26 protein-coding genes and 1 pseudogene are annotated in these 23,528 nt (G+C 60.6%); 16 read left to right on the top strand and 11 right to left on the bottom strand.

Features of this window, described 5'->3' with window-relative positions:
• Positions 1-220: 220 nt before the first annotated feature.
• Together ACIQWP_RS14135 and ACIQWP_RS14130 are read right to left on the bottom strand one after the other, a co-directional pair.
• Complete coding sequence (locus ACIQWP_RS14135) at positions 221-1,588, bottom strand: MATE family efflux transporter (RefSeq protein ID WP_402788125.1); 1,368 nt, start codon at positions 1,586-1,588, stop codon at positions 221-223.
• A 65-nt stretch (positions 1,589-1,653) separates the two neighbouring features.
• Complete coding sequence (locus tag ACIQWP_RS14130; protein ID WP_402788122.1) at positions 1,654-2,088, bottom strand: glyoxalase superfamily protein; 435 nt, start codon at positions 2,086-2,088, stop codon at positions 1,654-1,656.
• A gap of 309 nt (positions 2,089-2,397) precedes the next feature.
• Between ACIQWP_RS14130 and ACIQWP_RS14125 the strand changes: the two genes are divergently transcribed.
• Positions 2,398-2,796, top strand: coding sequence for a PilZ domain-containing protein (locus ACIQWP_RS14125; RefSeq protein WP_402788119.1), 399 nt, complete (start codon positions 2,398-2,400; stop codon positions 2,794-2,796).
• 68 nt (positions 2,797-2,864) lie between these two features.
• Here the strand turns inward: ACIQWP_RS14125 and ACIQWP_RS14120 are convergent.
• A pseudogene (locus ACIQWP_RS14120) lies at positions 2,865-3,182 on the bottom strand (DoxX family protein); the annotation flags it as partial.
• Between the two features lies 1 nt (position 3,183).
• Positions 3,184-3,564: a DUF4267 domain-containing protein gene (locus tag ACIQWP_RS14115; protein WP_402788116.1), complete on the bottom strand. Its 381-nt coding sequence runs from the start codon at positions 3,562-3,564 to the stop codon at positions 3,184-3,186.
• A 126-nt stretch (positions 3,565-3,690) separates the two neighbouring features.
• Between ACIQWP_RS14115 and ACIQWP_RS14110 the strand changes: the two genes are divergently transcribed.
• Positions 3,691-4,278, top strand: coding sequence for a TetR/AcrR family transcriptional regulator (locus tag ACIQWP_RS14110; RefSeq protein WP_402788113.1), 588 nt, complete (start codon positions 3,691-3,693; stop codon positions 4,276-4,278).
• 128 nt (positions 4,279-4,406) lie between these two features.
• The gene (locus tag ACIQWP_RS14105; protein ID WP_402788110.1) at positions 4,407-5,519 is read left to right on the top strand and encodes a pyridoxal phosphate-dependent aminotransferase; all 1,113 of its coding nucleotides are present in this window, start codon (positions 4,407-4,409) and stop codon (positions 5,517-5,519) included.
• A 220-nt stretch (positions 5,520-5,739) separates the two neighbouring features.
• Here ACIQWP_RS14105 and ACIQWP_RS14100 read toward each other — a convergent pair whose 3' ends face one another.
• Complete coding sequence (locus ACIQWP_RS14100; protein WP_113348177.1) at positions 5,740-6,003, bottom strand: tetratricopeptide repeat protein; 264 nt, start codon at positions 6,001-6,003, stop codon at positions 5,740-5,742.
• Positions 6,004-6,469: 466 nt separating this feature from the next.
• On the opposite strand from ACIQWP_RS14100, the gene ACIQWP_RS14095 reads away from it, so the two are divergent.
• The 3 genes from ACIQWP_RS14095 (at position 6,470) to ACIQWP_RS14085 (ending at position 8,813) form a co-directional block, all read left to right on the top strand.
• Positions 6,470-6,808 (top strand): DUF2147 domain-containing protein, encoded by a 339-nt coding sequence (locus ACIQWP_RS14095; RefSeq protein ID WP_402788105.1) that lies wholly within the window; start codon positions 6,470-6,472, stop codon positions 6,806-6,808.
• A 206-nt stretch (positions 6,809-7,014) separates the two neighbouring features.
• Positions 7,015-7,191: a hypothetical protein gene (locus tag ACIQWP_RS14090; RefSeq protein ID WP_402788102.1), complete on the top strand. Its 177-nt coding sequence runs from the start codon at positions 7,015-7,017 to the stop codon at positions 7,189-7,191.
• Between the two features lie 119 nt (positions 7,192-7,310).
• Positions 7,311-8,813 carry an AMP nucleosidase gene (locus tag ACIQWP_RS14085; RefSeq protein ID WP_402788099.1) on the top strand — a complete coding sequence of 501 codons (1,503 nt, stop codon included), beginning with the start codon at positions 7,311-7,313 and terminating at the stop codon, positions 8,811-8,813.
• A 121-nt stretch (positions 8,814-8,934) separates the two neighbouring features.
• On the opposite strand, the gene ACIQWP_RS14080 is transcribed toward ACIQWP_RS14085, so the two are convergent.
• The gene (locus ACIQWP_RS14080) at positions 8,935-9,165 is read right to left on the bottom strand and encodes a hypothetical protein (RefSeq protein ID WP_402788096.1); all 231 of its coding nucleotides are present in this window, start codon (positions 9,163-9,165) and stop codon (positions 8,935-8,937) included.
• Between the two features lie 156 nt (positions 9,166-9,321).
• Between ACIQWP_RS14080 and ACIQWP_RS14075 the strand changes: the two genes are divergently transcribed.
• Genes ACIQWP_RS14075 through ACIQWP_RS14060 form a run of 4 tightly spaced genes read left to right on the top strand, consistent with a single transcriptional unit; the run spans position 9,322 to position 11,701 of the window.
• Positions 9,322-9,681 carry a YciI family protein gene (locus tag ACIQWP_RS14075; RefSeq protein WP_402788093.1) on the top strand — a complete coding sequence of 120 codons (360 nt, stop codon included), beginning with the start codon at positions 9,322-9,324 and terminating at the stop codon, positions 9,679-9,681.
• Positions 9,682-9,691: 10 nt separating this feature from the next.
• A complete protein-coding gene (locus ACIQWP_RS14070) occupies positions 9,692-10,054 on the top strand; it encodes a YciI family protein (protein ID WP_402788090.1) in 363 nt (120 codons plus the stop codon).
• Positions 10,055-10,070: 16 nt separating this feature from the next.
• On the top strand, positions 10,071-10,448 hold the full coding sequence (locus ACIQWP_RS14065) for a YciI family protein (protein ID WP_402788088.1): 378 nt from the start codon (positions 10,071-10,073) through the stop codon (positions 10,446-10,448).
• 11 nt (positions 10,449-10,459) lie between these two features.
• Positions 10,460-11,701, top strand: a complete 1,242-nt coding sequence (locus ACIQWP_RS14060; protein WP_402788727.1) for an RNA polymerase sigma factor — start codon at positions 10,460-10,462, stop codon at positions 11,699-11,701.
• A gap of 5 nt (positions 11,702-11,706) precedes the next feature.
• Here ACIQWP_RS14060 and ACIQWP_RS14055 read toward each other — a convergent pair whose 3' ends face one another.
• A complete protein-coding gene (locus ACIQWP_RS14055) occupies positions 11,707-12,666 on the bottom strand; it encodes a lysylphosphatidylglycerol synthase domain-containing protein (protein ID WP_402788086.1) in 960 nt (319 codons plus the stop codon).
• Positions 12,667-12,762: 96 nt separating this feature from the next.
• Here ACIQWP_RS14055 and ACIQWP_RS14050 point away from each other — a divergent pair, with 96 nt between their 5' ends.
• Together ACIQWP_RS14050 and ACIQWP_RS14045 are read left to right on the top strand one after the other, a co-directional pair.
• On the top strand, positions 12,763-13,782 hold the full coding sequence (locus ACIQWP_RS14050; RefSeq protein ID WP_402788725.1) for a glycosyltransferase family 2 protein: 1,020 nt from the start codon (positions 12,763-12,765) through the stop codon (positions 13,780-13,782).
• 50 nt (positions 13,783-13,832) lie between these two features.
• On the top strand, positions 13,833-14,447 hold the full coding sequence (locus ACIQWP_RS14045; protein ID WP_402788083.1) for an NUDIX hydrolase: 615 nt from the start codon (positions 13,833-13,835) through the stop codon (positions 14,445-14,447).
• On the opposite strand, the gene ACIQWP_RS14040 is transcribed toward ACIQWP_RS14045, so the two are convergent.
• Positions 14,448-15,815, bottom strand: coding sequence for an aspartate aminotransferase family protein (locus tag ACIQWP_RS14040; protein ID WP_402788080.1), 1,368 nt, complete (start codon positions 15,813-15,815; stop codon positions 14,448-14,450).
• A gap of 79 nt (positions 15,816-15,894) precedes the next feature.
• Here ACIQWP_RS14040 and ACIQWP_RS14035 point away from each other — a divergent pair, with 79 nt between their 5' ends.
• Positions 15,895-17,235: a glutamine synthetase family protein gene (locus tag ACIQWP_RS14035; RefSeq protein ID WP_402788078.1), complete on the top strand. Its 1,341-nt coding sequence runs from the start codon at positions 15,895-15,897 to the stop codon at positions 17,233-17,235.
• Between the two features lie 5 nt (positions 17,236-17,240).
• Here ACIQWP_RS14035 and ACIQWP_RS14030 read toward each other — a convergent pair whose 3' ends face one another.
• The gene (locus tag ACIQWP_RS14030; protein ID WP_402788075.1) at positions 17,241-18,188 is read right to left on the bottom strand and encodes a diacylglycerol/lipid kinase family protein; all 948 of its coding nucleotides are present in this window, start codon (positions 18,186-18,188) and stop codon (positions 17,241-17,243) included.
• Positions 18,189-18,510: 322 nt separating this feature from the next.
• Between ACIQWP_RS14030 and ACIQWP_RS14025 the strand changes: the two genes are divergently transcribed.
• Positions 18,511-19,728, top strand: coding sequence for an MFS transporter (locus ACIQWP_RS14025; protein ID WP_402788072.1), 1,218 nt, complete (start codon positions 18,511-18,513; stop codon positions 19,726-19,728).
• Here the strand turns inward: ACIQWP_RS14025 and ACIQWP_RS14020 are convergent.
• The gene (locus ACIQWP_RS14020; RefSeq protein WP_402788070.1) at positions 19,693-20,097 is read right to left on the bottom strand and encodes a winged helix-turn-helix transcriptional regulator; all 405 of its coding nucleotides are present in this window, start codon (positions 20,095-20,097) and stop codon (positions 19,693-19,695) included. The two genes, ACIQWP_RS14025 and ACIQWP_RS14020, sit on opposite strands and share 36 nt — an antisense overlap.
• Positions 20,098-20,201: 104 nt before the next feature.
• Between ACIQWP_RS14020 and ACIQWP_RS14015 the strand changes: the two genes are divergently transcribed.
• Positions 20,202-21,215, top strand: coding sequence for a zinc-binding alcohol dehydrogenase family protein (locus ACIQWP_RS14015; protein WP_402788067.1), 1,014 nt, complete (start codon positions 20,202-20,204; stop codon positions 21,213-21,215).
• A 355-nt stretch (positions 21,216-21,570) separates the two neighbouring features.
• The gene (gene mgtE / locus ACIQWP_RS14010) at positions 21,571-22,944 is read left to right on the top strand and encodes a magnesium transporter (protein ID WP_402788064.1); all 1,374 of its coding nucleotides are present in this window, start codon (positions 21,571-21,573) and stop codon (positions 22,942-22,944) included.
• A gap of 51 nt (positions 22,945-22,995) precedes the next feature.
• On the opposite strand, the gene ACIQWP_RS14005 is transcribed toward mgtE, so the two are convergent.
• A complete protein-coding gene (locus tag ACIQWP_RS14005; protein WP_402788061.1) occupies positions 22,996-23,469 on the bottom strand; it encodes an Lrp/AsnC family transcriptional regulator in 474 nt (157 codons plus the stop codon).
• Between the last annotated feature and the right edge of the window lie 59 nt (positions 23,470-23,528).

The following is a 23,528-nucleotide window of genomic DNA, read 5'->3' as shown; positions in this document are numbered from 1 at the left end:
ACACCCGCCCTCGTGGTTCGAGACGGTCCTTTGGACCTCCTCACCATGAGGGCTGGTCTCCTGCGCAAGACGACACTTTGAACTCGCTTCATGCATAGGAAGCTGTTTTATGTAACGGTGTGCGCTCCATCCTCACCCTGAGGAGCGAAGCCTCGAAGGGCGAGGATGGCCCCGAACCTCACACAAAAAGGCCGCGCCCGAGAGCGCGGCCTTTTGCATATCATGCGGGCAACAGGCCGTAACGCCAGCCTCGATCCCTGGCGTTGCGCGACAACACGAGCCAGGTGAGCAGGATCATCCCCGCTTCCGCGAAGATCGGCGTCATGCAGATCCCCCGTTCGCCGAAAACGAGCGGAAGGAGAAATGTCAGCGGCAAGGTGAACAGATAGGATCGCGACAGACCGAAGATCGCGCCGCGCTTCGCATCGCCGATCGACTGGAAATAGGACGACAGGATGATTGCCTGGCCGAATAGGAAATAAGCGCCGATCGTCCAGGGCAGGATGCGGCCGACTTCCTCGACGATCAGCGGATCGGCCACGAAGACCGACCCCAAATGTCTCGCCAAAAGCTCGACGATCAGTTCGACGGCCGCGCAATAGACCAAAGCCGAGATCATGGCGATGATAACGCTATGGCCGACGCGGGCAGGAAGGGCAGCACCATGATTATGGCCCGATATCGTCTGCAACGCGATGCTCAAGCCCAGAAGTGGCAGGTAGGCGAAGGTCATCACGCGGGTGACGATGCCATAGGCGCCGATGGTCGCGACGTAGTCTCCTTGATGCCAGATCGACACGTTGAAGAGAATTGCCGCCGAGCTCAGCGAGATGCCGATGAAGCCGAGGCTCATCGGCGCACCGAACGCGAAGATGCCGCGCCATTCGCGCAGGTGCAGCTTCATGTCGACCGCGAGCGCGCCGGGGCGACGCAGGCGGTAAACTATGACGATCGACAGGCAGATGAATTGCGCCAGGATCGAGCCACTGGCTGAGCCGACGACACCCCAATGCGCGACCGCCATCAGCAACCAGTTTGCCAGAATATTGAGCAAGGTCGAAGCAAGCGTCACCAGCGTCATGAAGCCGAGCTTTCCCTCGCATCGCAGCCCATCGATGTGCAGCGACAGGAAGAAGCTGATCGGCGCGAAGGCGACCATGACGCCCATGAAGGCCTCGGCGCTTCGAGCGACATCGGCGTTTCCGGCCGCGGCGACGGCAATGAATTGCCGGCCGGCTAGCCAATAGATGAGGTTGATCGCCGCAACGACGGCGATCGCCAGCGTGTGGGCACCGGTGAACACCGCCCTTGCGCCTTCTTGATTTCCCGCCCCGAGACGGCGCGCGAGAATGCTCGCCATGCCGTTCGAAACCAGCGCCTGCAGCGCGATCAGCAGCATGAGCGCGGGAAAGATGAGGCTGACGGCGGACAGCGCGTCGGCCCCGACATAGACACCGAGGAAATAGGCGTCGACGACGGCAAATAGGCCGCTGACCGTGGTGATGACGATGATCGGCGCGGCGGTTTTGATGAAGACGCCGGGCAACCAGCCGGTGAGGAACATATTGTTTTCAGTGGTGTGCGTCATGGGGGTATCCGGACGGGAATGCGCGTTATCGGCGAAGATAACGGCCCATCGATGAAAGATGAATGTCAGATGTCGAGTATGAGATGCGGCAGGCCGTTCGAGGTCCTGCGCGGCGAAATGCCGTCGGCATCGACCTGGGCGTTGATGCGCTGGCGGAATGCCGAGAAGCTCTCGAACTCCACCACATCGACGGGCTCGTCGAAGTGAATGGTGATCCTGTAGAGCCCGCCTGACTTCGCCGACATCGCCACGACCTTGCCCGTAAAGGGCTTGTTCAGATAGCGGCCGCGCACCGCGGAGCCGACATCGAAGGACGCATCCGGCCCGTCATTCGGTTTTGCGGCGAGCGCCGACAGCGTATTCCAATCACGCAGTCCGTGTTGCTTGGCGATGAGCTCCAGCGCCGTCGAGTGGCTCATGTCGTCGCCGCGCTCGGCCATGGCCTGACGCAAACGTCGGGCTTGAGCCTTCAATTCATCTATGGACGGATACGTCGTCATAGGATCAGCCTTTGCTAAGGCACGCAATTACGACCGTGAAACGGGGCTCGCATTACCGTCAGTCAGCATGCCCTAAATGGCTGTGACCAAAACTGCGAGGACTTCACCTTGGATTTTCATCCGCGAGCGGCAGGCGCCTCGAACCGGGAATTCGTATGATCGAAGCCGATCCCGCTGTCAAGATGCGCTCAAATCGGCACAAAAGACGAACCCGTTAAAATTCTATCTATGGAATTGACGCTTCCGCAAAATCTCCGTGCAAGGTTCGTGGTGTAACCGAGATGAATTCGGTCTGTTCTTCAACAGGGAATGACAATGCTTCGCGCAACGCATCTGGCGAAAGTCAAATCCGAAGTCTACGAACGAAGCTGGGAACGGTTCTACGTTCAGCGGCCGGCGCGTCTCATCGCAGTACGCCCCTGTCTCACCGGCATCTCGATGCGCAGCGCCGAGATCGTCGATATCTCGCGCGGTGGCGCCAGCTTTGTCGTCGCGACGACGGTCGGCCTACCGACCCACTACTATCTGAACATCCTTGGCCTTGCCTACCGCATCGCCTGCGCCGAAACGAGCCGCAACGGCAACCGCATCCATGTCCGCTTCATCAACCTGATCGAACCGGAAACACTGCGCCGTGTCGTGCGCGCCGATTTCATGATCGGCAATGCCGAGGCGCTCGCCGCACGCGGCAGGAGGCGACCGGCATAATTCCGAGGGACTCGGTGATGTAGCCAAAGACTGCGCTCGGCCCCAAGCGGCCTTGCTGCAAGTGCTTCAGATGCGGCTGCGGCAAGCGCGATCAGGGTGATAAAGACACTCAATGGCGCAAGGTGTGCGTACTCGCGGTGGCGCAGAACCGTCACTAGCGCAGCCGCGATGATTACCGCCCCAAGCGCCACACCGATGATGCGGCTGACAGGAAGCGCAATCAGCACGGCACTGGATATCTCCAACCCACCTGTGAAAATGCCCCACCAGCGCGGGTAGCCCCATCGAGCGAAATCGCTTCGTGTCTCGGACACGCCGATCGCGTTGACCAGGCCTGCGCCAGAGAATGCAACAACTAAGAACCAGATTGAAGGAACGTGAACCATCTCAGTGCGCACCAATTATCATGGGGATGGCAGCCAGGACCATGATCACCGCCGTGAGGCCGTGAACGCCGAAGGCGCTTTTGATAGAGCCTTTCGCTGCGAGAATGAGCGACATGTCACCGACGGGGATAATCGCCTCAACCAAAAGCACGATGCCGATCTCCCGCTGGGTCCCCCACACCATAAAAGCAAGTACCAGTAGTCCCGCTACGATGTCGCGAACCCCTTTGAGGCGAAGCCACCAGGAGATGTTTGGGCCGTCTTCAGGAAGCGGCAGGCCAAAACTGCGCGTTGTGGTCGTTGGGCTCGCGATATAGCTGGTGCCGATAGCGATAATCGCGAGCGCCACGAGTAGACTCGTCCCGTTAAGAAGCCAGTACATTTTGCAATTCTCCTAGCAATGCAATATAATCTATCACCGCTAGATAAATGACCTAGCATTGCTAGATAGTCAAGCATTGTTATAAGTTCGGCGTATATTTCCCCTGTGGGACATGGAGATTTTGGAATGAGTGTCGCAGGCCGAAAAAATCGGGAACGGGCGGAACGCGAAGATCGCATCGTCGCGGCAGCACGTGTGATCGCGGAAAGCGAAGGGTGGGATGCGGTTACGATTCGCCGTCTGGCTAAGGAGATCGAATATAGCCAGCCCGTCCTCTACTCACATTTCGTGAACAGGGATGCCATCGTCGCAGCAGTTGCGGTGGAAGGCTTCAAGGAGCTCGCAGCAATTCTTCGCGCGGCAGCAGAAGCGGCAGACGGACGACGGGACGCCCTCATAAACGTTGCCACGGGCTATTTTACGTTCGCACTCAGTCGCCCCGCACTCTACGACGCCATGTTCACCTTACCGACCCAATTGAGGTTCGCCGAAGCTGAAACGACAGCAGAGCTTCGGGACGGTTTCGAAGTAATTGCAGCAGTCGTGTCTCCGTTCTGCACTAATGTGGAGATCGTAACCGAGACTTTCTGGGCGGCTCTTCATGGGCTCGCCGAGCTCGAACGTTCAGGCCGCGTGAGGCCTGGCATGCATGAAAAGCGCATCGCCCTTGTCGTTCAGGCAATAGTGGATGCCGGAAACGCCGGGCCTGGCTGAGGCTCATGTCATTGGAGTCGAACGACCGCTAATGGCGCATCCCGCAACAGCATCTTTCCGCTCTTGCAACCACCTGCCAAGCGCCTATTCTGCCGCACCCTGCAACTGAATTCGGAAACAAAGCCCGCATGTCCGCCTTCTCGCGCTTTACGCCGCTGATCAGCGCCCTTCCCTCCACCGTTCCTTTCGTCGGTCCCGAAGCGCTGGAGCGTCAGCGGGGGCTAACGGTCAAGGCCCGCATCGGCGCCAACGAGAACGGCTTTGGACCTGCGCCCTCCGTCATCGCGGCCATGCGCGAGCATGCGGGCGATATCTGGATGTACAACGATCCGGAAAATTTCGAGCTGAAGCAGGCGCTTGCGGCACATCTCGGCGTTCAGCCGGCCAATATCGCCGTCGGCGAAGGCATCGACAGTCTACTTGGCCTGATCGCGCGCATGGTCATCGAGCCGGGCACGCCTGTCGTCACCTCGCTCGGCGGCTATCCGACCTTCAATTTCCATGTTGCCGGTTTCGGCGGTCGCCTGGTGACTGTGCCCTATGTCAATGATCGCGAGGATCTCGATGGGCTGCTCGAAGCGGTGAAGCGCGAGAACGCGCCGCTCGTCTATTTCGCCAATCCCGACAACCCGATGGGAAGCTGGTGGGATGCTGACAAGATCGTCGCCTTTGCCCGCGCGCTGCCGGAAAACTGCCTACTGATCCTCGACGAAGCCTACAGCGAAACGGGTCCTGCCAACTCGTTGCCCGATATCTCAGCCCTGATCGACCTGCCGAATGTCTTGCGAACCCGCACCTTCTCCAAGGCTTATGGCCTTGCCGGCGCCCGCGTCGGCTACGTGATCGGGATGCCCGAGACGGTGCTCGCCTTCGACAAGATCCGCAATCATTTCGGCATGAACAGGCTCGCCACCGTGGCAGCACTCGCCGCGCTGAAGGATCAGGCCTATCTTGCCGAGGTGGTCGGCAAGATCCGCGCCGCGCGCGAGGAGATCGGCGCGATCGCCCGCGACAACGGGCTCTTGCCGCTCGCCTCCGCAACCAACTTCGTCGCCATCGATTGCGGCCGGGACGGCGTCTATGCCCGCGCCATCGTCGATGGGTTGATCCAGCATGGCGTTTTCATCCGCATGCCGGGCGTTGCCCCGCTCAATCGCTGCATCCGCGTTAGTGTCGGGCCCAAGCAGGACTTGGATCTCCTGGCCGAAGCACTGCCCAAAGTGCTGAAGACGATCGGTTGAGGCGTGGAGCATTTCGCGGAATCGCTCTAGGTCGATATTCTCACGCAATTCCAGACGGAAAGCCGCTGCGCACTTTTCCTGGAATTGCTCTGAGACGACGAAACCGCGCCTGCCTTGTCCCGGCCGGTCGCGGTTTTCATCATTCGGCGGGCATCTCCGTCGGCCGCCGACATCCCCTCTTTCGAGGTCAGTCAGGAAGTCGCCTTATATGCGGCGCGCCTCAGTGCGTGGTCATCCACTCGCGAGCGGCGCGGAGTGCGGTCGCGAGCTGCATCTTGGTCAAGGTCGCGGCGACGTCGGCACGAAGCTCGGCGGCGCGTTCGCTGCCACGGATGGCGGCGATATTCAACCATTTGTGGGCGGCAACGAGGTCTGCGGCACAGCCCCTGCCGGTCGCGTAGTTCACGCCGAGTTCGCAAAGGGCATCGGCGCCGTTACCACCCATCATGGCATTTCCAGACATCGTCGTTTCGAAGCGTGCCATTGGTTTTATCCCTGTTTTACTTCTGTTCGTATCTGCCCTGTTTTCCGTCCGAACCTTGCCGTCATTCGCGGCTTTCCGGTTCTTCCGGCCGGCGGGTTTGCCCCGCTCGTTTGATGGCTTCACTATCGCAGACGGCTTTCAAAAAACGCCTAAAATGCATGATTAATTCGATGCAAACAAAGTGCAAATGCTTGGTAAACTTCGGTTTTTGTTAAACATCGCTTCCCTTGCAAATTAAGGATTTTCGGGCGAGCTTAACCTTCCGTTAGGATCTGGATTTAAACCCTTCGTTCACCACAAAAAGAGCGCAGTTCAATCGGATGCCGTTTTTCGGCACAGCGCGGATATCCGACAGGACAGGAGATTTGCGCTTCGAAAACCATATTTACCTTTACGTTCGCGTTAGATAATCTCACCACATTCCCGGTTACAGAACCGGATGGCGCCTTGGGGGAGGAATGACATCATGATCCGTACCACCGTTCTTGCTACCGCATTGCTGATGAGCGCGAGTGCCGCCTTTGCCGAAGAACCGATCGTCGGCAATTGGAAAACGGTTGCTGGCGATACCGCCGCCATCGCACCCTGCGGCGACAGCTACTGCGTGACGCTGAAAACGGGCAAATACGCCGGCAAGCAGATCGGCAAGATGCAGGGCAAGGGCAACAGCTACACGGGCGAACTGACCGATCCCTCCGAAGACAAGACCTACAGCGGCTCAGGCACCATAAGCGGCGCCAGCATCAGGATGAGGGGCTGCGTTCTGAAGGTATTCTGCAAGTCTCAGACCTGGACGAGGCTCTAAAAAGCCGATAGCTGCTCACGATAGACATGATCGAGCCTGCTCGCCATCGGCCGGCAGGCCTCTTATTGTTTTCCAGCAAATAGACACAAGCGACCATTCGAATCCGGTAATATTTCTGAACGCCAGATGAACCGGTATCTCAGCACCTGTTCAGCCTGACCATGGCAAAACAGTGTCCAGTATAGGGCACTGGTAGGGCCAGGAACATGGACTCGATGATTATCGCGCGGCGCTTTGTTGTTATCATGCTGTTTGCCGCCATCTTTGCATTCAGCTTCTCGGTTGCGGTAGAACATGCCGGCCGCAGCGGCGCGCAATCGCATTTCGGTGCAAGCTTCACCTGCGTTGAGGCCGGCACCCCATATTGCACGACGGTACAATAACGAGCGCCTGCGCGACGACCTCGCGCGGGCTCGGGGCCGCTCGCGAAAATAGCTGCGAGAATCCGGGGCATGGCAGGCAACGTCGTTTGCTTGTAATCAACGACACTCTATAATAGCTCATGAGCAACAGAATCTCTCCTTTTTCACCCCTCGACATCTCCTCCCCCAGCCCGTTCCAGCCGCGAACTTTCGATGATCCCGGCAAAGCCGTGGAAGCGCTGACCGAGCTCTACGATCGCAACACCAAGTTCCTGATCGACAATTTCACCAAGCTCGCCAAGGGCGCACCGATTACTGCGCGCTATAGGGCCTTCTATCCGCAAGTGAGCATCGAGACGACGAGCTTCGGCCATGTCGACTCGCGTCTCTCCTACGGCCACGTGACGGCGCCGGGCGTCTATACGACGACGATTACCCGCCCGCAGCTCTTCAAGCACTACCTCAAGGAGCAGCTGACGCTGCTGATGCGCAGCCATCAAGTACCGGTGGTCGTCTCGGAATCGAACACGCCGATCCCGCTGCACTTCGCTTTCGGCGAAGGCGCGCATGTCGAAGCGTCCGCCTCGGCTTTTGAAGATATTCCCTTGCGCGATCTCTTCGATACGCCTGACCTCAACACCACGGACGACGAGATTGCCAATGGCGAATATATCCCGCCGCCGGGCGAGCCCTCGCCGCTTGCGCCGTTTACCGCGCAGCGCATCGATTATTCCCTGGCTCGCCTCGTCCACTACACGGCGACCAGTGCGGCGCATTTCCAGAACTTCGTGCTGTTCACGAACTACCAATTCTATATCGACGAATTCTGCAAGTGGGCGCGCGAGCTGATGGCGAGCGGCGGCGGCGGCTATACCGAGTTCGTCGAGCCTGGCAACATCATCACCAAGGCCGGCGCAAGCCAGCCCGAAGGCGACACCACGCCGCCGCGCCTGCCGCAGATGCCCGCCTACCATCTGAAGAAGAAGGGGCACGCCGGCATCACCATGATCAATATCGGCGTCGGCCCCTCCAACGCCAAGACGATCACCGACCATGTCGCCGTGCTGCGTCCGCATGCATGGCTGATGCTCGGCCATTGCGCCGGCCTGCGCAACAGCCAGCGGCTCGGCGACTATGTGCTCGCCCACGCCTACATGCGCGAAGACCACGTTCTCGACGACGACCTGCCGGTCTGGGTTCCGATCCCGGCGCTGGCCGAAGTGCAGGTGGCACTTGAGGCCGCCGTTGCCGAAATCACCGGCTATGAAGGCTTCGAGCTGAAGCGCATCATGCGCACGGGCACCGTCGGCACCATCGACAACCGCAACTGGGAACTGCGTGATCAGGCAGGGCCTGTCAAGCGGCTGTCCCAGGCCCGCGCGGTCGCGCTCGATATGGAATCGGCAACGATCGCCGCCAACGGCTTCCGCTTCCGCGTTCCCTATGGCACGCTGCTCTGCGTTTCGGACAAGCCTCTGCACGGCGAACTGAAGCTGCCGGGCATGGCGACCGCCTTCTATCGAACCCAGGTAAACCAGCACCTGCAGATCGGTATCCGCGCCATCCAGAAACTGGCGGAAATGCCGCCGGAAAAGCTGCATTCGCGCAAGCTGCGCAGCTTCTTCGAAACGGCGTTCCAGTAAGCAACGGAGCATTCGCCCTGGAGCACATTTCCGCTTTTCTTCGAATCGCGAAAACGCTCCATCCTTTTATTTTGACGCAATTCCGGACGGAAAACCGCTACGCACTTTTCCTGGAATTGCTCTATTGCCCATCCACAGATATCGAATGTGTCTGAGCAGCGGCCGCAACTTGCGGCCGTTCGTTGTTTGGCGCTGCAGCCAGGCTCAGGCACAGGATCAGCAGGGCAAAGCCCGCAAACCCTATCCACACGCGGAACACGACCCTTCCGACATCGGCTGCGTCGAGCAGTTCCTCTTCCGACAGGGTCTTCCTTTGCCAATAATGAACGATTGCGGCTTCCAGACTGTACATTTCCGTCTCTCCTTGTCGTGTTGACGGAACTGGTCGACTGGAACGGGGCTTTTTCGACAGCGCTCGAAATTTTTGTCATGCTGCGGATCGGGATGTCGATTTGCTGGGAGGCTGCTCGTCTATGGCCGTCAGCAAGTTGAAAAAGGAGGCGCTGCGATGAAATATCTCTGCCAGGTCTGGTTCGACGGCACGAGGCTCGACGTCATGACCAAGGAGGAAAAGCACAAGCTCGATTCGGATTCGTTCGGCTATGACCAGGATCTGATGGCGAGCGGCAATATGATCCAAGCCGAAGCATTGCAATCGCCGCGCTCGGCGGTGACGGTTAGGGTTCGCAATGGAGAGACCTCTGTGACCGACGGTCCCTTCATCGAGACCAAGGAATATCTCGGCGGCTTCATCCTGATCGAGGCGAAGGACCTCAACGATGCGATCCGCGTTGCCGCCGGCATTCCGCTCGCCAAGCTCGGCGCCATCGAGGTGCGGCCGATCCATGATTTCGGTCCTGACGCTTGAGGAGGCTCGGATGAAATTTCTTTGCCAGGTGTGGTTCGAAACCACAGAGATTGCCAAGCTCTCCGAAGAGGAAGGGCGAAAGCTGACGCAGGATTCGATCGACAACGACAACCGGCTGCGCGACAGCGGCCATATCATCGTCGCCAACGCCTTGCTCGAACCTGTGACAGCGAGAACGGTTCGGGTGCGCCGGGGCGAGGTCGCCGTGACCGACGGCCCCTTTGCGGAGATCAAGGAGCATCTCGGCGGCTTTGTGCTGATCGAGGCGCGGGACATGAAGGAAGCGACTGAAATCGCCGCCACCTTTCCCGTGGCGCGCTACGGCATGATCGAGGTTCGCGCCGCCTTCGACATCCGCTTTCCGGACGAATAGCCATGGAGGGAAAAACATGCGGTTTTTATGCCTGATCTACACATCCGTCGATGTCGACGGACGATTGACGCCGAACGAGATGAACCATCTGATCGGCGAGCATTTCGTCTTCGACGAGGGCTTGCGAGAGGACGGCACTCTCATTGTTTCGGATGCGTTGGTACTCCGGGACAAGTCGATCGTCATCCGCCCCGATGGCGGCACGTTTTCGGTCACGGACGGGCCGTTCGTGGAGACGAAGGAGCATCTGGCGGGCTTCTATCTCATTGAAGCGCCCGATCTTGAGGGAGCAACGGAGATCGCCAAGCGCATTCCCTCGGCGCGTTACGGCGCCATCGAGATCCGCCCGGTGCGCATCCTGACACTTCACGGAGATCTCGCGGAGAGTAGTTGACGCTCGTGTCTCTGAACCAGACCATCGAAGGCATCTATCGCAGCCATTCACGTCGTGTGCTGGCAACGCTGATCCGTCTGCTCGGTGATTTCGACCGAGCAGAGGAAGCGGTCCACGATGCGTTTGCGACAGCTGCGCAGCAGTGGACGGAAGAGACCATCCCGGCCAATCCCTATGCCTGGCTCGTCTCCGCCGGACGCTTTCGCGCCATCGACCACTTGAGGCGGCGATCGCGTTTCGACTCGGCTGAGGCCGATATCGCCGACAGCCTCTATCCGGAAGGCGAAACAATGGAGACATCGGAAAGCGAGGAGATCGAGGACGACATGCTGCGGCTGATCTTCACCTGCTGCCATCCGCTCGTGCCCGCCGAAGCGCGGATGGCGATGGCGTTGCGCGAGGTCTGCGGGCTGACGACGGAAGAGATCGCCCATGCCTTCCTGATCCCGGCTCCGACCGTCGCCCAACGCATCGTCCGCGCAAAGAACCGCATCCGCACTGCCCAAATTCCCTACGAGGTGCCGGACAAGACGGAACTGCCGGAACGGCTGGCACAGGTGCTGCATGTCATATACCTCGTCTTCAACGAGGGGTATTCCGCATCTTCTGGCTCAGCGATCGTCCGCGCCGATCTCGCGGCCGAAGCCATTCGGCTTGGCCGGTTGCTGCTGCAACTGCTGCCGGATGCGGAGGTCGAGGGGCTGCTTGCGATTATGCTGCTGCAGGATTCGCGGCGGCTTGCCCGCGCCGATGCAGCGGGCGCTCTCGTGCTACTTGCCGATCAGGATCGCTCGCTCTGGGATTACGAAAGAATTCGAGAGGGCCTTGCGCTCGCGGCCACGGCCATGGCGGCGGAAAGTGTCGGCACCTACACCCTGCAGGCAGCCATCGCCGCTGAACACGTTCGGGCTGAAACGGCCGAAGACACCGATTGGCGACAGGTCGTTGCACTCTATGATCTGCTGCTGACGGCAAGTCCCTCCCCGGTGATCGAACTCAATCGGGCGGTGGCCGTCTCGATGTGTGACGGGCCATCGGCGGCACTTTCAATCGTCGACCGATTGCTCGGGGAAGAGCGCATGGGACGGTATCATCTTGCTCACGCGGCAAGGGCCGATTTCCTACGCCAGCTCGGACGCAACGATGAAGCGCGGCAATCCTATGAAACGGCGCTCTCGCTTTGCCGGCAGGCGCCGGAACAAGCCTTCCTGCGCAAACGACTGGCTGAACTTCAGGGCAACATCCAGCAGTAGCCGGATCAGGCGCGTTTGCGCGATACAAGCAATCCGATCGCGGTTCCCGTCAGCGCCGAAACGACAATCAACAGGTGAGCATTGATGCTGGCCTGTGCGAGATTTTCGATTGCTTCCTTCGCACTCGAAGCACCGAAGGCCATGGCGCCGGCGGTGATACCGGCCGGATAGGTGCCCACACCGCCCGGCGCATGCACCGGCAGGACGGATGATAATTCGCCGCCGAGCGCGCCGCCAAAGCTTGCCGACAGCGGGGTGACATTCATGAGGCCGAGCGCCCAGGCGAGCACCACGACCTTGACCAGCCAGTTGACGATGGTCGTCAGCCAGGCACGTGCAAAAGCACTGACATCGACCGGCAGCCCTCGTTCCAGCTCATGCACCAGCCCTTGCGCCTTCTTCGGCAGGATGCGGGCGGCAATGCGGATCAGCGGTCGGCGAGAGGCAAAGCCAACGACCGGCAGGAGCAAGAAGGCCACCCATATGACCCAAGCCAAGACATGATAGCGCGAGGCAAGCGCGAGGCCGATGCCGGCCGCGGCCAGAAGCGCGTGCAGGTCAAGGAGCCGCATGACGAACAGCGCCGATGTGCCCCGCGCCAGCGGAATGCCGAACTCTGACCGCATCAGCACCGGGAAGCTCGTCTCTCCAGTGCGAAACGGCATCATGATATTCAGCAGATTATGAACCTGCGTCACGCGGAACAGTGCCGCGAAATGGCCCGAGGTTTCCTTTGGGAAGTAATCGTAGATGCGCCAGGTGCGCAGGAAATAGGTGCCGGTCAGAAGTACAAGAGCGAGCAGGATCGGCAAGGCGCCGACCCTGCCCCATTGCGCCAGGATCGAGCTCCAGCCCCAGAACCATTCGATGAAGGCGGCGTAAGCCACGACGACGCCGAGCGTCAGCAGCGTCATTCGGTTGCGAATAAACCAATTCTGTCGGCTGGCAACCGTCGGAGTCTTCATGTAGTTAGGGCACCCAAATGCGAGCGGAAGGCTGAAACCGGACTTTTCGCTCGTTCCGTCCGGCAGGTACTGTCGGTCTTTTAGGAGAAACACGTGTTGCAGACAACGGCAGAGTCGACCCTCCCCCAGGCCGATCCAGCAAGCCCCCTCGAGCTTTCGCTGGTCGTGCCCGTCTTCAACGAGGAAGAAAGCGTCGGACCGCTCATCGAGCGCATCAGTTCCGCAATGGCTGGATTTGCCAAATCCTGGGAGTTGATCCTGGTCGATGACGGCAGCACGGACGCGACGCTCGTCAACGCCCGCCGCTCGCTTTCGCAGGAAGGGCTGACGCTGCGCATCGTCGAGCTTCAGCGCAATTTCGGTCAGACGGCGGCCATGCAGGCCGGCATCGATGCCGCCAGCGGCCGCCTGATCGCCACCATGGACGGCGACCTGCAGAACGACCCGAAGGACATTCCTTCGATGGTCGAGGAGCTGGAACGCCGTCAGCTCGACCTGCTTGTGGGATGGCGCAAGAACCGCCAGGACGGGCTTCTGCTGCGCAAGATCCCCTCCTGGTGCGCCAACTACCTCATCGGCCGCATCACCGGCGTCAAGCTGCACGACTATGGCTGCAGCCTGAAGATCTACCGCGCCTCGATCATCAAGCAGGTGAAGCTGATGGGCGAGATGCACCGCTTCATCCCCGCCTGGGTCGCCGGCGTGGTGCCGAGCTCGCGTATCGGCGAAGTACCGGTTACCCATCATGCCCGCCAGCACGGCACGTCGAAATACGGGATCTCGCGCACCTTCCGCGTCATCCTCGATCTGCTGTCGGTGATGTTCTTCATGCGCTACAAGGCGCGGCCGGGTCATTTCTTCGGCTCGCTCGGTCTCGGCCTCGGCGCGCTTGCCGGCGTGATCCTGCTCTGGCTCTTCATCGACAAGTTCATCTTCGGCGACGATATCGGCAGCCGTCCGCTGCTGATGGTCGGCGTCGTGCTGCTGCTGTCGTCGGTTCAGATGATCACCACGGGCATCCTCGCCGAAATGATCGCCCGCATCTACTATCGCGACGATCTCTCGCCGAATTACATTGTCCGCAAGATCTTCGATCGTGATCATCAGGACGCATAGGCATCTCGCGCCTATGCACGGGGCCGTCCGCAGCAGGAGCTAAGCCGCGCATGAGCTCGAAGGATGATATTGCAAGCCTGCTGTCGGACACGGTTGACCTGCCACCATGGCGGACGACGGGTTCAACGCATCTCGTTCATGATCGCTGGCTGAAAGTTCGCGCCGACAACTGCGTGACGGCGGAGGGCGTGGAGATTGCGCCTTACTACGTGCTGGAATATCCCGATTGGGTCGAGATCATCGCGCTCGATGCCGAGGATCATATCTATCTCGTCCAGCAATATCGTCATGCACTCGGCGTCGTGGCGCTTGAGCTTCCGGGTGGAGCCATGGATGCGAGCGATGCAAGCCCGGTAGAAGCCGCAGCGCGCGAGCTGCGCGAGGAAACCGGGCTCTCCTCCACCGATTGGGATTATGTCGGCAAGCTTGCGCCCAACCCGGCCACGCATACCAACCTTGCGCATATCGTCATTGCCCGTAATGTTGAATTCAGCACCAAGCCGGCGGATGACCCGACGGAACGCATCCGCCTAATCCGTATGCCGATCCGGCAGGCGATCGAGCTGGCGCTGGAAGGGAAAATGATCCAGATGATCCACGTCGCGGCACTCACCCTTGCCCTTCACAAGGCGGGCAAGTGGGACGTGCTGACGGCCGAGCGCTAGTCAGGATTTCATCTCCGCCCATACGGCATCGAGCGCGCCCCGTGCGATGCGCACCATCGTATCCACTTCCTCATGACTGATGACGAGCGGCGGCGAGGCCAGCATGCGGTCGCCGGTTGCGCGCAGCACGAGACCGTTTGCCAGGGCATGGTTGCGCACGGCGGAACCGATCGCATCCGGCTTTTCGAACCGGCGGCGGGTGGATTTGTCGGCGGCGAGCTGCAGACCGCCCATCAGGCCGATGCTGGCGGCTTCACCAACCATGTCGTGATCGGCAAGGCTGCCCCAGGCTTTGGCGAAATAGGGACCAATATCGTCGCGCACGCGCTCGACCAACCCTTCCTCCTCGATGATCCGGAGGTTTTCGAGGGCGGCAGCCGCGCAGACCGGGTGGCCGGAATAGGTGAAGCCGTGGTTGAACTCGCCGACTTCATTGATCAGCACATCGGCGATGCGGTCACTGACGAGCACGCCACCAATCGGCAGATAGCCTGATGACAGCCCCTTTGCGATGGGGGCCAGATCGGGCTCGACGCCGAAATGCTGATGGCCGAACCATGCGCCGAGACGACCGAAGCCGCAGATGACTTCATCGCAGACGAGCAGGATGTTTCGTGCCTTGCAGATGCGGGCGATCTCAGGCCAGTAGGTCGACGGCGGGATGATGACGCCGCCAGCGCCCTGCACCGGCTCGGCGATGAAAGCCGCGACATTCTCCTCACCCAATTCGTCGATCTTGGCTTCGAGTTCGCGGGCGATCCTGAGGCCGAACTCCTCCGGCGAGAGATCGCCGCCCTCGGCATACCAATAGGGCTGGCCGATATGGACGACACCTGGGATCGGCAGGTCGCCCTGTTCGTGCATGTATTTCATGCCGCCCATGCTGGCACCGGCGACCGTGGAGCCGTGATAGCCGTTCTTCCTGGCAATGACGGCCTTCTTCATTGGCTTGCCAACAGCGCTCCAGTAAACGCGCGCCATGCGAAACCAGGTGTCGTTGGCCTCCGAGCCGGAGTTGGTGAAGAAGACGTGATTGAAATGCGGCCCGGCATGGGCGCAGACCTTTTCCGATAGCAACGTTGCCGGCGTGGTCGTGGTGCCGAAGAAGGTGTTGTAATAGGGCAGCTCGTTCATCTGCCGGATCGCGGCATCGGCGATCTCCGTGCGGCCATAGCCGATATTGACGCACCAGAGACCGGCGAATCCATCCAGATATTTCTTGCCGTTGCTATCGAAAATGTAGACGCCTTCGCCGCGCTGGATGATGCGCGCACCATCCGCGTTCAATTTCTTCATGTCCGCAAAGGGATGAAGATGATGGGCGGCATCAAGGGCGGCGAGGTTGGAGCGGCTTGATGTATCGGGCATCTGCGAAGTTCCTGTCGGATTGAAAGGCTGGCGTCGATGGTTTACGACCATGGCGTGAGCATGGGGGATTTACAAGAGCATGGCGGCCGATAACGCAACCGAAGGTAACGCGCGCATCGAGGTGCTGATTTCGGACATGAACGGCCGGCTCAGGGGTAAGCAGATCCCAATTGCAGCCGAAAAGAAGGTCTGGTCCGGCGGTGTGCGGCTACCAACCTCGACCCAATCGCTCGACATCTGGGGCGACGACAATGACGACATTACCGGCCTATCGCTGACGATCGGCGATCCGGACGGGACCTGCGTTGCCGATGAGCGCACGCTCGCAGATATGCCCTGGGCGCCAGCTGGATCGAAGCAGGTGCTCGCCACCATGCATGAGCTCGACGGCAGCCCGAGCTTTCAGGACCCGCGCGCCATTCTTTCCGCCGTGGTCGACCGATACAAAGCGCTCGGCCTGACGCCCGTCATCGCCACCGAGTTGGAATTCTACCTGCTTGCGGGAGACTGGCGCGAAAGAGGCATCCCCTCGCCGCCGGCACCCCTGACCTACCAGGGCGAGCCGAACGGCTTTCAGCTCTACGACATGGATGCCGTCGACCTGCTCGACGGCTATCTCGAAACGCTGCGCGCTTATGCGCGGGCGCAGGGGTTGCCGGCGGATGCGACAACGGCGGAATTCGGCCCAGGCCAGTTCGAGATCAATCTGTTGCATCGACCGGATGCGCTTGCCGCCGCTGACGATTGCATCATGCTGAAGCGCGTCGCCGAGCAGGCAGCGCGCAAGCACGGACTGAAATCGACCTGCATGGCGAAACCCTATACCGAACACGCCGGTTCGGGACTGCATGTACATGCCAGCATCATCGACGCTCAGGGCCGCAACGTCCTCGACGCTGCCGGCGGCGAGCCGAAGAGGCTGAAGTCGATCTGCGCAGGGCTGTTACAGACCCTGCAGGATGCGCAGCTGATCTTCGCGCCCTATGCCAACTCCTATCGCCGTTTCCAGCCAGGCTCTTTTGCTCCAGTCGATCTCACCTGGGGCTTCGGGCATCGGGGCACCGCCATACGCATTCCCGAAAGGGACGGAGCGGGCGCGCGCATCGAGCATCGCGTCGCCGGCGCAGACGCCAATCCCTATCTAATGCTGGCTGCAATCCTCGGCGGCATGCTGCTCGGCCTGCAGAACGACCTGGACCCCGGCGAGGAAACCACGCCCGCGAACGTGCCGGCCGATGCCCCGCGACTGACGCATGATTTCCTGACAGCCGTCGAGCGCTTCCGCAGCTCGGCGTTCATCGTCGATATCTTCGGCGAGCGGTATCAGAAGCTCTACGGCGAGACCAAGCACAAGGAAGCGATCCGCTATCTGCGCAGCGTTTCGGACTTCGACTATCGGACCTACCTGCCGCGCCTTTGATCGCGTCAAATGGCGACGCTGTCGACGGCACCTTCGCGGACAACGCCGGCGGCGGTTCCCTCCCGGACCATCACTTTGAGTTCGCCCGGATGCACCTTGAGCGTCACGTCACGCGCAAGCGGCAGTAGCTCGCCATCCATCACGCAGTTTGCGAGCTGGCGGAGCTTCGGAAAATGCAGATGCACCTCCGGCGCATGCATCACCATGACATCGGTGTTCTCGCGAACCCGGCCGCGCAGCATGTCGACGGCAAGGCGGGCAACGCCGAGCGGCCGCAACGGCTTCGCCGTGTAAAAGCCCAGCTCGCCGCTGCGCAGGCTGTCGGCGTAAAGCAGCGCATTGGCGCCGAACGGATTGTTGGAGACCGAAATTGCCGAGACATGCCGGCGCCCGTGAATGTCGCCCGCCTCGAAATCGACATCGAACTCCGGCGGATTGGCGATGACGCCGAAGGCGGCCCGGGTACTGGCCGACATCTTGCCGATGCGCGAACGATAGGTGTAGCCGTTACGATAACGCACCAGACGCGCATGCAGGCCGGCGGAAAACTGATGCACGAAGGCGCGGCCGTTGGCGCTGCCGATATCGACATTGTCGACCTCGCCCCTCGCCAGCACCCCGAGCGTCTGCCAGATGTCAAGCGGCAAGCGCAGAGAACGGGCAAAGAGGTTCATGGTGCCGGCCGGGATGACGCCAAGCGCAACGCCGTTCTTCCAGGCGATGGCTGCGGCGGCCGAAATCGTGCCATCACCGCCGCCGGCGACGATCCCGTCAATATCGTCGCGGCGCGCTGCGCGCTCCATCGCCGATACGATGTTGCGCCCCTCCACGGCCACAGCTTCGAAATCGTGACCAGCGTCGCTGAAGACCTGTTCCGCTCTCTTCTCGTAGGCAGCCATGTCGGTCGTACGGAACGTACCGCCATCGCGATTGAAAAAGCCGATCAATTTCATTGGGGCTCTCGGTCTTCCCGCAAATTGTGTGTCTGAGGGCTGAAGCCCCGTGCGCTTCTTCTCAGATGGTTTTGGATAGAGCGATTTCAAGCATCGTGGCCGTTTCGCCCGATCAGCCGCCGCCACGCACTTATGCACGACACGACATGCTGCACTGCAAAAAATGCACGCGACAGACGTATTGGCTTCATTGATAGTACCAACGGAGGCATGTCCGTGCCCCACCAGTCCCATATCCCAGTTTGATGCATTGAACGCCGAATGCCGGAGTTCGCTGCCTGATTCGCGGTGTTTCGACCCGATTGCCGCCCAAGGAGTTTTCGTGAGCGATATAGCCGTCGACGCCCTCGACACCCAGACCGCCCTGGAAGCACCGTCGCGCACGGCAATCGCGCTGGTGACGCTGGCTCTCGCCGTCGGCAGCTTCGGTATCGGCACGGGCGAATTCGTCATCATGGGACTTCTGCCCAACGTTGCCGATACCTTCGGCGTCACCACGCCTGAAGCCGGCCACGTGATCAGCGCCTATGCGCTCGGCGTCGTCGTCGGTGCGCCTGTTATCGCCGTGCTCGCCGCCAAGATGGCGCGGCGCACGCTGCTTCTGCTGATGATGGCGATCTTTGCCGCCGGCAATATTTCCAGCGCATTTGCGCCGACCTTCGAAAGCTTCACGGCGCTACGCTTCATCACCGGCCTGCCGCATGGCGCCTATTTCGGCGTTGCAGCACTCGTTGCCGCCTCCATGGTACCGGTCCACCGCCGGGTGCGCGCCGTCGGGCAGGTCATGCTCGGCCTCACGATCGCGACGCTCATCGGCACGCCGATCGCCACTTTCCTCGGGCAGATGCTCGAATGGCGCGCGGCCTTCATGATGGTCGGCGCGGTTGGTCTCGTTACCATGCTGCTCATTGCCCTCTTCCTGCCAAAAGACAAGGTCGAGGAAGGCGCCAGCATCACCCGCGAATTGGGCGCGCTGAAGCGCATCCAGGTCTGGCTGACGCTTGGCGTCGCCGCCGTCGGCTTCGGCGGCATGTTCTCGATCTTCAGCTATGTCGCCACGACGACGACCCAGGTTGCCGGTCTTGGCGCCGCCATGGTGCCGGTCGTGCTTGCGCTGTTCGGCATCGGCATGAATGTCGGCAACATCGTCGGTTCACGCCTCGGCGATATCTCGATCAACGGAACGATCGGCGGCATGATGGTCTTCAACATCATCATCATGACGCTCTTCTCGCTGACGGCTGCCAATCCCGTCATGCTCTGCGTCTGCGTCTTCCTGATCGGTTGCGGCTTTGCCGCCTGTCCGGCCGTGCAGACACGCCTTATGGATGTTGCCGCAGATGCGCAGACGCTGGCCGCCGCCTCCAACCACTCCGCTTTCAACATCGCCAATGCGCTCGGAGCCTGGCTTGGTGGCCTGGTGATCTCATGGGGCTTTACGGCGGCTGCGACCGGCTACGTCGGTGCCGTTCTCTCCGTCGGCGGCCTTGCCGTCTTCGCCCTCTCAGTTAGCCTGGAGCGTCGCACCGCTCACGCATGAGGCTGCGGGCGCTGCCAGCTCCTGCCGGCCATTGTGGCAGAACACATTCTCCTCGCCCCATACGGCCATCGCCTTGATGATCGGCCCCAGGCTGGCGCCGAGCGGCGTCAGTGCATATTCGACGTGCGGTGGCACGACCGGGAAGACGGTGCGTGACACCAGCCCGGCTTCCTCCAGTTCGCGCAGCTGCTTCGTCAGCATGCGCTGCGTCACCGACGGCAGCTTGCGGCGGATCTCGTTGAAGCGCAGCGTTCCTTCCATCAGGTGAAACAGGACCACACCCTTCCATTTGCCGTCGAGCAAGCTCAGCGTCGCCTCGACCGGGCAACCCGGGAAATTCCTGACAAGCTTGGAGCGAGGAACCGACATCGACAGTATCCTTTTTGTACCTACGGACAGAATTTGTGCATTCTTGCGTCATTTGAAGATAATGCGCATCTAGCCTCTGTGCAACAAATCCAGGAGCTTCTCCCATGCGTGCAGTCGCCTACCAGCAACCCCAGCCCATTTCCGCCGAGACATCCCTGATCGATGTCGATCTGCCGACCCCCGAGGCCAAGGGCCGCGATCTCCTGATCGAAGTAAAGGCCGTCTCCGTCAATCCGGTCGACGTCAAGGTCCGCGCCAACGTCGCGCCGGCCGAGGGCGAATACAAGATCCTCGGCTGGGATGCCGCCGGCATCGTCAGGGCGGTCGGCCCGGACGTCGCGATGTTCGAGCCGGGAGACGAGGTCTTCTACGCCGGCGCCATCAACCGGGGCGGCTCGAATGCCGAATTCCACCTCGTCGACGAACGAATCGTCGGTGCCAAGCCGAAGAGCCTCGATTTTCCGGCTGCCGCAGCATTGCCGCTGACCTCGATCACCGCCTATGAGGCGCTGTTCGACCGCCTGAAGGTGCAGGACCCCGTTCCCGGCGTCGCCAATGCCATCCTCATCATCGGCGGCGCCGGCGGTGTCGGCTCGATCGCTATCCAGATCGCACGCGCATTGACCGATCTTACGATCATCGCCACCGCATCCCGGCCGGAAACGCAAGCCTGGGTCAAGGAGCTCGGCGCCCATCACGTCATCGATCATTCGAAGCCGCTTGCACCTGAGATCGAGGCGCTCGGCATCGGCGCCCCGGCTTTCGTCTTCTCAACGACGAACACTGCCGATCACATCGGCTCGATCGTCGATGCCATTGCGCCGCAGGGCCGGTTCGCCCTGATCGACGACCCGAAGACCCTCGATGTCATGCCCTTCAAGCGCAAGGCGGTGTCGATCCATTGGGAGTTGATGTTTACCCGCCCGCTCTTCAACACGGCCGACATGATCGAGCAGCACAAATTGCTGACGAAGGTTGCCGAACTGGTGGATGCCGGCAAAATCAGGTCAACCCTGACGGAGACCGCAGGCACGATCAACGCGGCCAATCTGAAGAAGGCCCATGCCCTCGTCGAGACCGGCAAGATGAAGGGTAAAGTCGTTCTGGCAGGCTTCTGAGCAATCGAAATCAAGAGCGGAACGGGCCGGGCGCATGTCGTCCGGCCGACTTGCTTTAACGCATTGGCAACGGATTTTGTTGCATCGCACAAATTTCAGCCGCCTAAGCAAATTTTTCTTGCGACATAGGGTCTTAAACCACTTCCACCTCTTGACTTTTTATGCCTTCGGCGCGACTTCTGCCGCACGTGGGGAACACCGTTTTTCCATGCCGATTAACCGGAGCCATCTTTAGATGCCTAGCGACAGTAGTAGTCGATTGCCTTTGCCGTCAGTAGCATTCGTGCACTAACCGACTCCTGTCGGCTCGCCACGATCCGCTACGACGGCGGATCGACCGGAAAGGCGAGCTATAATGAACATGAACAGCCTCCCGATGCGAGCCGGCAACGCCGCTCGTGCATTTATCAATAATAATCGCGCCGTAACCATTGCCGAACGTGTCGAGGCTCTGAACGCAGTCGAAGTGGCGGAAGCTGCTCGCATTCTTGCGAAAATGCCGGAAGAGCGCGCCGTACACATTCTCGACCGGCCAGAACTGCGCAACGCCGCCGCCATCCTCGAAGTCATGGGCAATGCAGACGCGGCGCGCCTGCTGCATGGCATGTCGAACGACCGCGTCGCCGACGTGCTGCTCGAGATGGATGTCGAGACGCGCGCCCGGCTCTTCGCAACATTCGACGAGCATGCCCGCCTGGCTATCCAGGGCCTGATGGGCTATCCACCGCGCACCGCCGGCGGCATCATGACGACGGAGTTCGTCAGCGTGCTGGCAAGCTGGACCATTGCCCAGACCCTTGACCATATCCGCCAGGTCGAGCGCTCCCGCGAAACCGTCTACGCCATCTATGTCCTCGACGACGAAACGCATGTGCTGCTGCATGTCGTGACGCTGCGCCGTCTCATCACCGGCGAGCCCGATGCCTGTATTCTGACCGTCGCACAGAAGGGCACGCCGGTCACGGCGCCGCCACTGATGAAGCAGGAGGACGTTGCCCGCTTGATCCGTCGCCACGATCTGCTGGCTCTCCCGGTCGTCGACGACAAGGGCCACATGCTCGGCATCGTCACCGTCGACGACGTCATCGACACGATGATCGCCGATACGACTGAAGACGCCCAGAAGTTCGGTGGTATGGAGGCCCTCGGCCAACCCTACATGAAGATCAGCTTCGCGGGCATGATCCGCAAGCGCGCCGGCTGGCTTGCCGCCCTCTTCCTCGGCGAAATGCTGACCGCAAGCGCCATGCAGCATTTCGAAGGCGAGCTGGAAAAGGCCGTCGTGCTGACCCTGTTCATCCCGCTGATCATGAGCTCGGGCGGCAATTCCGGCTCGCAGGCGACCTCGCTGATCATCCGGGCGCTGGCGCTCGGCGAACTCAAGCTTTCGGACTGGTGGCGGGTCGCGATACGCGAACTGCCGACCGGGATCGTACTCGGCTCCATCCTCGGCCTCGTCGGCTTCGCCCGCATCGTGCTCTGGCAGAGCATCGGCCTCTTCGATTACGGTCCGCACTGGCAGCTGGTCGCCCTGACCGTCTTCGCAGCCCTGATCGGCATCGTCACTTTCGGCTCGCTTGCCGGCTCGATGCTGCCGTTCATCCTGCAGAAGCTGCGGCTCGACCCGGCCAGCGCATCGGCGCCCTTCGTCGCAACCCTGGTCGATGTCACCGGCCTGGTGATCTATTTCTCGGTCGCGCTGCTGATCCTCAGCGGCACGATGCTCTGAGGATAATCAAATTTTTATCGCAAAGGGGCCGGAAACGGCCCCTTTTCATTTTCACTCCGGCATGGGCAGCTTCAGCGCACCATTGGTCTTGATGGTCCTGATCGCGAAGTTCGAACGTAGATCGACCACGCCGGGAAGGACCAGAAGCTTCTCCGACATCACCTTTTCGTAGGCGGCAAGATCCGCTACCACGAGCTCCGCCAGGAAGTCGGCCGATCCCGAAATCAAATGGCAGGCGACGACTTCCGGAATGGCGAGCAATGCTGCCTGCTGCGCTTCGGAATTCTCCTTCGAATGATGACCGACCTTGAGCTCCACGAAGACGGTGAGGCCAAGTCCTGCTTCCTTGCGATCGATATCGGCGCGATAGCCGCGCAGCAGTCCCGATTTCTCCAGATTGCGAATGCGTCTGAGGCAGGGAGACGGCGAGAGATTCACCCGTTCGGCGATCTCGACATTGGTGGCGCGCGCGTCCTCCTGAAGGCAGTTGAGGATCGCGATATCGAACTTATCCAATTTTGGCATATTAAAGAATCTCAGCTACGTATATTGGCAGATTATTGCTCATAGCATGGTTTTCGAGC

This window comes from Rhizobium sp. NPDC090279 (assembly GCF_044769665.1).
Lineage (GTDB): Bacteria > Pseudomonadota > Alphaproteobacteria > Rhizobiales > Rhizobiaceae > Rhizobium.
This window is presented reverse-complemented; position numbering and strand designations above follow the sequence as displayed.